Origin of the sequence: Streptomyces sp. 150FB, from assembly GCF_000818195.1 — a bacterium.
Lineage (GTDB): Bacteria > Actinomycetota > Actinomycetes > Streptomycetales > Streptomycetaceae > Streptomyces.
This window is the reverse complement of sequence record NZ_JTHL01000001.1, coordinates 331,205-342,827: the sequence shown is the minus strand read 5'-3', so window position 1 is coordinate 342,827 and position 11,623 is coordinate 331,205. Positions and strand designations below refer to the sequence as shown.

The window sequence follows — 11,623 nt, the reverse complement described above, 5'->3', positions numbered from 1 at the left end:
CCGCCGGCGTCGGCGGTGACGGCAGAGGGAACACGGACCTCCTCCAGGCCGAGGACCTCGACGAGGGCGTGCTGATCGAGGCGGGCATCGAGGACGCGGCGGCCCTGGCGCTCGTCCACGACGACGACGAGATCAACATCCGCTCCGCGCTCGCCGCCCGCCGCCTCAACCCCCAGGTACGGCTGGTCATCCGGCTCTACAACCGCAAGCTCGGCCAGCACCTCGAAGCGCTCCTCGACCAGGCGGCGGCCGTCGCCGTACCCGCGCTCGACACCTCGGCCATCGACACCTCCACCACCGTCCTCTCGGACGCCGACACCGCCGCCCCCGCGCTCGCCGCCACGGCCGTCGCCGGCACCAGCAAGGTGGTCAGGGCAGGCGGCCTGCTGCTGCGGGCCGCCGAGCGCAACCCGCCGGGCTCCGGCCAGGTCGCCGACCCCGGCCTCTGCACGCTCGCCCTGCTCTCGTCCACCACCAACGACCCGGCCGGCGCCGAGGGTTCGGACAGCAGCGGCCAGGACGGGCCCCGGCTGCTGCCCGACGACGCGAGCGCGGCGGCGGCCACCGGGCGCGGCACGGTGGTCCTGGAGACCGTGTCGTACGCCGGACCCGCCTCCTCCCAGGGCCGGAGCGGGGGCCGCGGCGTGCCGCTGGGCACGCTGTTCTCCCGCCGCCTGCGGTGGTCCTTCGCCGGGATCGCGGGCGCCGTGCTCGCCCTGGCGGTCCTCTCCTGGCTGATCACCGGCGTCCGCCCGCTGGAGGCCACGTACACCACACTGCTCGACCTCTTCGGCATCAACGACCCGGCGATCGGGAAGCCCGCCGACCGGCAGATCCTGCAACTCCTCGCCGGCGTCGCGGGACTTCTGCTGCTGCCGGTGGTGCTCGCCGCCGTCCTGGAGGCCCTCGGCACCTTCCGTACGGCGTCGGCGCTGCGCAGGCCGCCGCGCGGCCTCTCCGACCATGTGGTGCTCCTCGGGCTCGGCAAGGTGGGCAGCCGGGTCCTGGTGCGACTGCGGGAACTCGGCATCCCCGTCGTCTGCGTGGAGGAGGACCCCGAAGCGCGCGGTGTCGCGCTGGCGCGCGCCCTGCGGGTGCCGACGGTGCTCGGGGACGTGACACAGGAAGGCGTCCTGGAGGCCGCGAAGATCAACCGTGCGCAGGCGCTGCTCGCCCTCACCAGCAGCGACACCACCAACCTCGAAGCGGCGCTGTACGCCCGCTCCGTCGTCCCCGGTCTGCGGGTGGCCCTGCGGCTGTACGACGACGACTTCGCTACCGCCGTCTACCGCACCCTGCGCGCCGCCCACCCCGGGGCGCTCACCCGCAGCCGCAGCGTCTCCACCCTCTCGGCCCCCGCTTTCGCCGTCGCCATGATGGGGCGTCAGATCCTCGGGGCGATACCGGTGGAGCGCAAGGTGCTGCTGGTCGCCGCCATCGAGGTGGCGGGCCACCCGCGGCTCGAAGGGCGCACGGTCGCCGAGGTGTTCAGGCCCGGCGCCTGGCGGGTCATCGCCCTCGACACGGCGAACCCGGACGACCGGACGGCCGACCTCCCCGACGCCCCGCTGGACAGCGACCAGGACCGCCCGGCGGGACTGGTCTGGGACCTGCACCCCGGATACGTACTCAACGCCAGGGACCGGGTCATCGTGGCCGCAACCCGCCGGGGCCTGGCCGAACTGCTGGGCCGGGGCTCCAGTTCCTGGGAGCCGCGCACCGACCTGTAACCGCCCGCGCGGAGGCGGGCACGCGGGCGGCTGACGCGGGGGACAGGTGTGCCGCACGCCGGCACATACGGGTGGCAGATGCGGCGGACCGGCGGGTGAACGACGCCTGCCGGCCGCCTCGGTGATCGAACCGGTAAGCTCCCGGCTTCCCGTCGGTCACCGAAGTCCCTTACTCTCCTCCTCGGTTGACGTGCCCCACACATGCATCCCTGGAGGAAATCCCGACATGGCAAAGCTCGTTCGCACCACGGTGGCGGCCGGCGCCGTCGCAGCATTCGCTCTCGTCGCCACCACCGCCCAGGCGGCCGACACGGACCAGCTTCCTTACTCCGCCACAACCGGGGTCGGAGTGCACAACTCGTACGACAAGGCGGCCTTCCCCTACTTCGCCGACGCGCTGGACTCCGGTGCGGCCATGCTCGAACTCGACGTGTGGACCAACGCGTTCGGCTCCTCGTGGCGTGTCTCGCACGACAACCCGCTCGGCAACAACAACAACTGCGCCAACGCCACCACCACGGCCCAGCTCCGCACCAACGCGCAGAACCGCGACCTCGCCGGCTGCCTCACCGACATCAAGACGTGGCACGACGCCAACCCCGGACACCGTCCCATCGTCCTCAAGATCGAGATGAAGGACGGCTTCCTGGGGAAGTCGGGACGCGGCCCCGCCGCCTTCGACGCGCTGGTCCGGAGCAAGCTCGGCGACGCCGTGTTCGGCCCCGCGGACCTGACGGGCAGTCACGCCGACCTCGACCAGGCGGTCCAGGCCGACGGCTTCCCGACCCGCGCGGAGCTGGCCGGCAAGTTCATCATCGAGCTGATCCCGGGCACGGTGGAGGAGCAGAACCCGCTCGACAACCTGTGGACCGACCAGGAGTACGCCACCTACCTGCGCGACCTGAAGGCCGCGGGCAAGCTGGGCGACGCCACGGCCTTCCCCGCGGTGCACAACGTCTCCACCGGCGACCCCCGCACCCGCTACGCCGACACCACGATCCGTCCCTGGTTCGTCTTCTTCGACGGCGACGCCTCGGCCTGGGTCGCCGACGGCATAGACACCGCCTGGTACGACCAGCGGCACTACTTCGTCCTGATGACGGACGCGCAGAACGTGGCGCCCGCCATCGACGGCACCAACCCCACCGAGCAGCAGGCCCGCGACCGGCTCACGCTGCTCGCCCAGAAGCACGCGAGCCTGATCTCGGCCGACTGGCGCACACTGCCGGCCGTGCTCTCGTCGGTCGTCCCGCGCGGCGACGCCCAGTAGCCCACCGCCCGTCCCCGATGAGGGGCCCGGCACGCGGATCAGGACCCCGCGCGCCGGGCCCCTTTCACGCGGCCCTCTCTCACGCGGCCCTCTCTCACGCGGGCCCCTCACCCGGCCCTCGCACCCGGGCCGGTCACTCCGCCGGTTCGCCGCCCCTGCCGTGCGCGGCGAGGACCGTCTCCACCGTGTCGGCGTCCTCGGCCCGCTTGTCGTCCCGGTAGCGCAGGACCCGGGCGAAGCGCAGTGTCACACCCGCCGGATAGCGCGAGGAGCGCTGGAGGCCGTCGTACGCGATCTCGACCACCTGCTCCGGGCGTACGGTCACGGTGAACCCGTCGTCGCTGAGGGCGAGTTCACCCAGCCGCTCGGTCTGCCAGGTGAGCAGCGCGTCCGTCAGCCCCTTGAACGTCTTGCCGAGCATCGCGAACGTACCGTCCGGCCGCCGCGCGCCCAGGTGCAGGTTGGAGAGCTTGCCGGTGCGCCTGCCGTGCCCCCACTCGGCGGCGAGCACCACCAGGTCCAGGGTGTGCACCGGTTTGATCTTCAGCCACCCGGCGCCGCGCCTGCCCGCGCTGTACTGCGCGTCCAGCGCCTTGATCACCACACCCTCGTGCCCGCGCTCCAGGGTCTCCCGCAGGAAGTCCTCGGCGGCGGCCCGCCCTTGGTCGGCGGCCTCCGCGTCCCCGGCCGCCTCCGCCTCCTCCGAGGACGCGTCGACCACGACGGTCCTGCGTACCCGCATCGGCTCCGGCACCAGCCGGGCCAGCGCCGTGTGCCGCTCGGCGAACGTCAGGTCGAGCAGGTCCTCGCCGTCGGCCGCCAGGATGTCGAAGAACACCGGAGAGAGCGGCAGCGCCGCGGCCGCCGACCGTACGTCGGACCGCGAGCCGACCCGCCCGGCGACCTCCTGGAACGGCCGGGGCCTGCCCTCCGCGTCCAGCGCGATGATCTCGCCGTCCAGCACGAAGCGGTCGCCGTCCAGGCCCTCGGCCACCGCCACCACCTCGGGCAGCCGGTCCGTGATGTCGTCGAGGGTGCGGGTGAAGATCCGTACCGTCGCGCCGTCCCTGTGCACCTGCACCCGGATGCCGTCGAGCTTCTCCTCCACCACACACTCCCCGAGCCTGGCGATCGCCTCGGAGATGCTCCCCGCGCTCTGCGCCAGCATCGGCAGCACCGGCCTGCCCACGGTCAGCCGGAACTGCTCCAGTACGTGGGGCCCCTCGGCCAGCAGCCGTCCCGCCACCTCCTGGAGCGAACCCGCCAGCATCACCGCGCGGCGCACGGCGTCACCGTTCGCGCCGGAGGCCCCGGCGAGTGCCTCGGTGGCGAGCGCGCCCAGCGCGCCCTGCCGCACCTCGCCCGAGACCAGGCCGATGAGGAAACGTTGCTCCTCAGCGGTGGCAGCGCCCAGCAGCTCCTGGACCAGCCGTCTGCGCTCGCTCTGCGCGCCCTCTCCGGCGACTGCGGCCAGCGCCGTGAACGCGGCGTCGACGTCATGCACGGTCAGCGTGGCGCGGACGGCGGGCGGCGGCGGGTCCTTGAGCGCGTTCCAGCCGACCCCGATCCGGCCCTGCGGCAGCCGCCCGGCCAGGTAGGGGATGACGACGGGCACGTCACTGGGACCGGCCGTCCGGAACAGTCCGGCCAGCAGGGAGATCTTCCGGGTACGGCCCGAGGTCGCCGCGACCTCCCGGGAGACATGGGCGAGTGGTGCCAACAGCATGCTGCCATCGTGCAACGCCCGGCCCGGCTTCGCCCGCCCGGAGGCCCGGACTTCGGGTCCAGGACTTTGAACGAGGGCCCCTGCGCCCCGCCGCGCCCCGTACACACTGCGGCGCCGGACGGCCATACTGGACGGACCGGGGAATGGACGGCCCGTGGGATGCGTGGCAGAGCGACGGGGGCGACAGCGCGAATGGCGGACACCAGGCTGATTCAGGGCCGGTACCGGCTGCTCGAACTGATCGGGCGCGGCGGAATGGGCGAGGTCTGGCTGGCGCGCGACGAGTCCCTCGGCCGCCGGGTCGCCGTCAAGTGCCTCAAACCGCTGGGGCCCCAGCCGGACAGTTCGGCCACCCGCGTCGTACGGGAGCGCTTCCGCCGCGAGGCGAGGGCCGCCGCCGCCCTCCAGCACCGCGGTGTGACGGTCGTCCACGACTTCGGCGAGGACGACGGCGTCCTCTACCTCGTCATGGAGCTCCTCGAAGGACGCGACCTCGGGCAGCTCCTCACCGACAACGACCGCCGCCCGCTGCCGGTCGAGGAGGTCGTCGACATCGCCGAGCAGGTCGCCGACGCCCTCGCCTACACCCATGAGCACGGCATCATCCACCGGGACCTGAAGCCCGCCAACATCATGCGGCTCGCCGACGGCACGGTGAAGATCTGCGACTTCGGCATCGCCCGCCTCGGCCACGACATGGCCGTCACCTCGCAGCTCACCGGGGTCGGGATCGCCATGGGCACCCCGCACTACATGTCGCCCGAACAGATCGGCGCCGGCGAGATCGACCACCGCAGCGACCTCTACTCGCTGGGCTGTGTGCTGTACGAGATCGCGACCGGGGCGCCGCCGTTCGATCTGGAGGACGCCTGGTCGGTACTCGTCGGCCACCGGGACACGGTGCCCGAGCCGCTCCGGACGCACCGGCCGGAAATCCCCGCGTTCTTCGAGCGGATCGTCCTCGACCTGCTCGCCAAGACCCCCGAGGCGCGCCCCTCCGACGCGGCGGGACTGCGCCGGAGGATCATCGCCGAGCGCGCCGGGGCCGCGCCGCGGGGCGCGTCCCTCCCCGCCCAGGGCACCGCCCTCGTACCGCGCGTCGAGATCGGCCCTGGCCCGAGCTCCTCCGCCGAGCAGGGGCTGCCGCCCTGGAGCCGGGGCATGGGTACGGGTCACAAGGCGACCGCCGCCTGGCCGCTGCCGACCGACCCCGTCGCCGCGCTGACCGGGGAGTGGACCAGCCCGGGCGACCCGCACGGCGCCGCCCGCGCGCCCGGCCGCCCCACCCCCTCGCCGGAACAGCTCGCCGGTCTCACCGACAAGCACCACGCGGGCCTGGCTCTCGGCCGGCTGGGCCACTGGGAAGAGGCCGGCGACACCCACCGGGCGGTCGCCGCCGAGCGCGAACGGCTCCTCGGCCCCGACCACCCCGACACCCTCGGCAGCCACTACGAGATCGGCTTCAGCCTCAGCAGGACAGGACGGACCGCGCAGGCGCTGCACGAGTTCGGCCGGGTCGCCGACGGACGCACCCGCACCCTGGGCCCCGACCACCCCGAGACCCTCGCCGCCCGCCAGGAGACGGCGTACGCCCTCGGACAGCTCGGCCGGCACGCCGAGGCGCACCAGGTGTACGCGGCCGTGCTCGCCTCCCGCGAGCGCACCATGGGCCCCGAGCACCCCGACACCCTGCGCTGCCGCCACAACCTGGCGTTCAACCTCGGCAGGCTCGGACGCGTCGAGGAGTCCTACCGGCTGGCAGTCGAGGTGGCTGCGGCCCGGTCGCGGGTCCTCGGCGCCACTCACCCGGACACCCTCGTCACCCGGTACGAGGTGGCCCACGCGCTCGGCTGCCTCGGCCGGCTGCCGGACGCCCTGGCCGCCTACCAGGACGTCGCTTCGGCCCGCGCCCTGGTCCTCGGGCCCGACCACCCCGACACGCTCGCCGCCCGCTACGAGGTGGGCATCAGCCTCGGCAGGCTCGGGTACGGCGAGCGGGCCCTGGAGCTGTACGACAGGCTCACCCAGGACCGTACGCGGCTGCACGGCCCCACCGACCCGGAGACGCTGCGCGCCCGGCACGGACGCTGCGTCAACCTCGGCCGGCTCTCCCGCTGGGAGGAGGCCGTCGCCGAGTCGCGCGACGTCAGCGCGCTCCGCGAGCGGGTCCTCGGGCCCGACCACCCGGACACCCTGGTCAGCCGACGTGAGATCGCCGTGGGCCTCGGCTGGCTGGGGCGCTGGAGCGACGCGCTGGTCCTCTACGAGCAGGTCTCCCGGGCCCGTGAACGGGTCCTCGGCGTCCACCACCCCGAGACCGTCTCCAGCCGGAGCGACGAGGCGCACTGCCTCGACCAACTGGGCAGGCGCGACGAGGCGGCCGCGCTGCGCGGCAGGCCCGGCGTCCACGCCCCCTGACGGCCTCCGGCGCCCCCCACCTCTGGCCCGGGGATCATCCGCGTGTTACCAAGAGCCATGCCCGCTCATGCCTCGTACGACGCCGTCATCGTGGGCGGTGGCCACAACGGTCTGGTCGCCGCCGCCTACCTCGCCCGCGCCGGACGCTCCGTCCTCCTGCTGGAACGCCTCGGGAACACCGGCGGGGCCGCCGTCTCCACCCGGCCCTTCGCCGGCGTCGACGCCCGGCTCTCCCGCTACTCCTACCTGGTGTCGCTGCTGCCGGAGAAGATCGTGCGCGATCTCGGCCTGCGCTTCGCCGTTCGCCGGCGCACCGTCTCCTCGTACACGCCCTACCCGCCGTCCACACCGTCCGGTACGGACGCGTCCGGGGGACGGTCCGGTGGACTGCTCGTGGGGGAGGGCCGTACCGCCGACTCCTTCGCCGCGCTGACCGGCGGCGACGCCGAGTACGCGGCCTGGCGCGCGTTCTACGGGATGACGGGCCAGGTCGCGGCGCGGGTCTTCCCGACGCTCACCGAGCCGCTGCCCACCCGCGACGCGCTGCGCCGGCGGATCGACGACGAGGAGGCCTGGCGGGCGCTCTTCGAGGAGCCGGTGGGCGTCGCGATCGAGCAGCGGTTCAGCCACGACCTCGTCCGGGGAGTGGTGCTCACCGACGCGCTGATCGGCACGTTCGCCGACGCCCACGACCCGTCACTCGTGCAGAACCGCTGCTTCCTGTACCACGTGATCGGCGGCGGCACCGGAGACTGGGACGTCCCCGTGGGCGGGATGGGCGCGCTCACCGACGCGCTGGCCGGGGCCGCCAGGGCCGCCGGGGCCGAGATCGTCACCGGCCACGAGGCGACCCGTATCGACACGGACGGCGAACGCGCCGAGGTCTCCTTCCGTACGGAGACGGGCGAGGGCGTCGTCACGGCCGCCCAGGTCCTGGTGAACGCCTCCCCGCAGGCTCTCGCCGGACTCCTCGGCGACGAGCCGGCCGCACCGGCCGAAGGCGCCCAGCTCAAGGTCAACATGCTGCTGCGACGCCTGCCGAAGCTGCGCGACGCCTCGGTCGACCCCCGGGAGGCCTTCGCCGGTACGTTCCATGTCGCCGAGGGATACGAGCAGTTGGCGACCGCCTACCGGGAAGCGGCGGCGGGCCGGCTGCCCGGGGCCCCGCCGTCCGAGATCTACTGCCATTCGCTGACCGACCCCTCGATCCTCGGCCCCGAACTCGCCGCGAGCGGCTACCAGACCCTGACGCTGTTCGGACTCCACACCCCGGCCCGGCTCTTCGCCGCCGACAACGACGCCACGCGCGCGACCCTGCTCGCCTCGACGCTCGCGCGACTGGACCAGTGCCTCGCCGAGCCGATCGCCGATGTGCTGGCGGTGGACGACGAGGGGCGCCCCTGTATCGAGGCCAAGACACCGCTCGACCTCGAACGCGAACTGCGGCTGCCCGGCGGCCACATCTTCCACCGGGACCTCGCCTTCCCGTACGCGGCGCCGGACACCGGACGCTGGGGCGTGGAGACCGCGCACGCGAACGTCCTGCTGTGCGGCGCGGGCGCCGTGCGCGGCGGCGGCGTCAGCGGGGTGCCGGGCCACAACGCGGCGATGGCGGCGCTGGGCCTCTGACGGCGTCACCGCACGGCGCGCGCCATCCGGTCGCCCGCCGCCGCGCGCGGCGCGCTGCCGGAGCGCCAGTCGCGCACCGGATGAACGGAGTTGGAGAGCACGACGAGGAACGAGTCCGTCACCGGGTCGATGACGACACTGGTGCCGGTGAACCCGGTGTGGCCCGCCGTGCCGGGGGCGGCCATGCCACCCATGTACCAGCGCTGGTCCAGCTCGAAGCCGAGTCCGTGCGCATGGCCGGGGAAAGCGGCGTTGAAGTCGGTGAACAGCAGCTTCACCGACTCGGCGCGAAGGATCCGCGCGCCCGCGTACGTACCGCCGTTGAGCAGCGTCCTGGCGAGGACCGCGAGGTCCCAGGCGCCGGAGAAGACCCCGGCGTGGCCGGCGACGCCGCCGAGCCGGTACGCGTTCTCGTCGTGCACCTCGCCCCACACGAGCCCCCGGTCGAGCCCGGACCACGGCGGCCGCGCGTCCTCGGTCGCCGCGATCCCCGGCTTCCAGGAGGCGGGCGGGTTGTAGCGGGTACGGCGCATCCCGAGCGGTGCGGTGATCCCGGCTGCGAGCAGGTCGTCCAGATGGCGTCCGGTGACCCGTTCGAGTACCTGCTGGAGCGCGATCATGTTGAGGTCCGAGTAGAGGTAGCCGGTGCCGGGCGGGTGCACCGGCTCCTCCTCCCAGAGCCGTCGCAGCATCGCCCCGGGAGTCGGCTCCAGGTAGAGCGGCAGCGTCGCCCGGAACCCCGAGGTGTGCGTCAGACACTGACGTACCGTGACGTCCTGTTTGCCCGCGGCCCCGAACTCCGGGACGTACGAGGCGACCGCGCCCTCCAGCTCCAGCGCGCCGCGCTCGATCTGCTGGACGGCCAGCAGCGAGGTGAACAGCTTGGAGACGGACGCCAGGTCGTACAGCGTGTCCTCGGCGGTGTCGATCTGCCGGTCCGGTGGGAACTCCACGCCGGCGCCGGTCCGCTCGTCGTACGCGCGGTAGCGCACGGCCCTGCCGATCGCCCGGTGCAGGGCCACCGTGCCGCCGCGCCCGGCGAGCAGGACAGCGCCCGGATGGGCGGGATGGACGGGGGAGGGGCCGAGGAAGGCCGAGGCGTCGGCGACCAGCGCCTCCAGCTCATGGGCGAGCAGGCCGGCCCGCTCGGGGGAGCCGGGGCGCAGGACCGGGTGCGCGGGGTCGGCTCCGAGCGCCGCTTCGGTGGGCCCGGTGTCGTTCCGCGTCATAGGAGCCCTCTCCCTCGTCCGTCCTCCGGATCACCTTGGCAGGTCGCCCGGGCGCGCGTCGCGTGGCCGGGCGCGGTCAGCCTCGCGGCCCTCTGGTGTGTGTCCTTGCATCTCTTCTTGTATCCAAGCTTGTATCTATGCCTGTTAGGGTGGCCGGCATGTCTCCCAGCGAACCGGCGGCGCGCCCCTCCGCGTCCCACACCGCCTACACGCTCACCAAGGAACTGATCCTCAGCGGCCGGCTTCCCGGGGGAAGCCTGATCAGCGAGGGCCAGATCGCCGAGCAGACCCGGCTCAGCCGGACTCCCGTACGCGAGGCGTTCCTGCGCCTCGCCGAGGAGGACCTGCTCCGGCTCCACCCCAAGCGCGGCGCCGTCGTGGTGCCCGTACCGCCAGGTGAGGCCCAGGACGTGCTGGATCTGCGCCAGGCGCTGGAGCACGCCGCCGCCCAGCGCATCGCGCTGCGGGGGCTCGCCGCCGCCGACGAGGCGCGGCTGCGTGAGCTGATCGGGCGGCAGCGGGAGCGCGCCGAGGGAGGGGACATCGAAGGGTTCGCCGAGGCGGACGAGGCCTTCCACCGGGCGGTCGTCGACGCCTCCGGCAACGCCCTGTCGAGCAGGTTCTACGGCACCCTGACGGACCGCCAGCGGCGGATGAGCGTCCTCGCGCTCCGCCCGCGGCCGGAGCGGCCCGTCCTCCTGGTGGAGGAGCACGAGGCGCTGCTCGCGCTGCTCGCCGCCGGGGACCCCGCCGGGTTCGCCGAGGCGCTGCGCTCCCACCTGAGCGCGACACACGGGCGGTTCTGACCGTGGCGTCACCCGGGCCCCGCACCGTGGCGGCGGCGATGTTCGCGTGCGGCTGGGGCGGCAACCAGTTCACCCCGCTCCTGCTGATGTACCGCCGCACCGGGGGCTACTCCGTACTGAGCGTCGACGCGTTCCTCGGCGCCTATGTGGTCGGGCTGATCCCCGGCCTGCTGCTGGCGGGACCGCTGTCGGACCTGCACGGGCGGCGCCGCGTCATGATCGCGGGGACGGCGGCCTCGGTGCTCGCCAGCGCCGTCCTCGCCTTCGGGGCGACGGGCCCCCGGCCCATCTACGCGGGCCGGCTCCTCACCGGGATCGCCGTCGGCATCGCCATGTCCGTGGGCAGCAGTTGGGTCAAGGAGCTGTCCACCGCGTCGGGGGATCCGACTCTCGGGGCGAGGCGGGCCTCGCTGTGGCTGACGGCCGGCTTCGGGCTCGGCGCCGGTGTCGCCGGCGTACTCGCGCAGTGGGCACCCTGGCCGATGGTGCTGCCCTACCTCGTCCATGTGGCGCTCACACTCCCGGCCCTGGCACTGCTGCCGCGCGTGGCCGAGATCCGCCCGGTGCGGGGGCCTTCGGGGGCTCCGAGGGAGCGCCGGGGCCTGCTGCGCGACCTCCGGGTGCCCGTACCCGGACGGCGCACGTTCCGGCTGCTGATCCTGCCGATGGCGCCCTGGGTCTTCGGCGCCGCCGGACTCGCGTACGCGGTGATGCCGACGCTCGTCGACGACCGGCTCGGCCGCTGGGGGCTCCTCTACGCCACCGCGCTGACCGTCCTCTACCTGGGCACCGGGGCCGCCGTCCAGCCGCTCGCC

The 11,623-nt window shown here is 73.8% G+C and carries 7 protein-coding genes and 1 pseudogene; 6 read left to right on the top strand and 2 right to left on the bottom strand.

The annotated features are described in order from the left end of the window. A partial coding sequence (locus tag QR77_RS01240; protein ID WP_063797982.1) for an NAD(P)-binding protein occupies nucleotides 1-1,730 on the top strand: 1,730 nt, incomplete at its 5' end. A 226-nt stretch (nucleotides 1,731-1,956) separates the two neighbouring features. Beyond that, nucleotides 1,957-3,000 carry a phosphatidylinositol-specific phospholipase C domain-containing protein gene (locus QR77_RS01235; protein ID WP_040019261.1) on the top strand — a complete coding sequence of 348 codons (1,044 nt, stop codon included), beginning with the start codon at nucleotides 1,957-1,959 and terminating at the stop codon, nucleotides 2,998-3,000. A gap of 133 nt (nucleotides 3,001-3,133) precedes the next feature. Here the strand turns inward: QR77_RS01235 and QR77_RS01230 are convergent, their stop codons facing one another. Then, entirely contained in the window at nucleotides 3,134-4,726 is a 1,593-nt protein-coding gene (locus QR77_RS01230; protein WP_040019260.1) for an ATP-dependent DNA ligase, read from the bottom strand. 192 nt (nucleotides 4,727-4,918) lie between these two features. Between QR77_RS01230 and QR77_RS01225 the strand changes: the two genes are divergently transcribed. Beyond that, complete coding sequence (locus tag QR77_RS01225; RefSeq protein ID WP_040019259.1) at nucleotides 4,919-7,144, top strand: serine/threonine-protein kinase; 2,226 nt, start codon at nucleotides 4,919-4,921, stop codon at nucleotides 7,142-7,144. A 57-nt stretch (nucleotides 7,145-7,201) separates the two neighbouring features. Continuing rightward, nucleotides 7,202-8,773, top strand: coding sequence for an NAD(P)/FAD-dependent oxidoreductase (locus QR77_RS01220; RefSeq protein ID WP_040019258.1), 1,572 nt, complete (start codon nucleotides 7,202-7,204; stop codon nucleotides 8,771-8,773). 11 nt (nucleotides 8,774-8,784) lie between these two features. Here QR77_RS01220 and QR77_RS01215 read toward each other — a convergent pair. After that, nucleotides 8,785-10,002, bottom strand: a pseudogene (locus QR77_RS01215) (serine hydrolase domain-containing protein); the annotation flags it as partial. Nucleotides 10,003-10,160: 158 nt separating this feature from the next. On the opposite strand from QR77_RS01215, the gene QR77_RS01210 reads away from it, so the two are divergent. Further along, on the top strand, nucleotides 10,161-10,808 hold the full coding sequence (locus tag QR77_RS01210; RefSeq protein WP_040019257.1) for a GntR family transcriptional regulator: 648 nt from the start codon (nucleotides 10,161-10,163) through the stop codon (nucleotides 10,806-10,808). Between the two features lie 2 nt (nucleotides 10,809-10,810). Then, nucleotides 10,811-11,623: MFS transporter (locus tag QR77_RS01205; protein ID WP_201778781.1), on the top strand; the 813-nt coding region annotated here is incomplete at its 3' end.

What these genes read in the sequence shown, in the direction of transcription:
- QR77_RS01225 (WP_040019259.1), top strand. Translation starts at nt 4,919, where the DNA reads ATGGCGGACACCAGGCTGATTCAGGGCCGGTACCGGCTGCTCGAACTG.
- QR77_RS01230 (WP_040019260.1), bottom strand. Translation starts at nt 4,726, where the DNA reads ATGCTGTTGGCACCACTCGCCCATGTCTCCCGGGAGGTCGCGGCGACC.
- QR77_RS01220 (WP_040019258.1), top strand. Translation starts at nt 7,202, where the DNA reads ATGCCCGCTCATGCCTCGTACGACGCCGTCATCGTGGGCGGTGGCCAC.
- QR77_RS01210 (WP_040019257.1), top strand. Translation starts at nt 10,161, where the DNA reads ATGTCTCCCAGCGAACCGGCGGCGCGCCCCTCCGCGTCCCACACCGCC.
- QR77_RS01235 (WP_040019261.1), top strand. Translation starts at nt 1,957, where the DNA reads ATGGCAAAGCTCGTTCGCACCACGGTGGCGGCCGGCGCCGTCGCAGCA.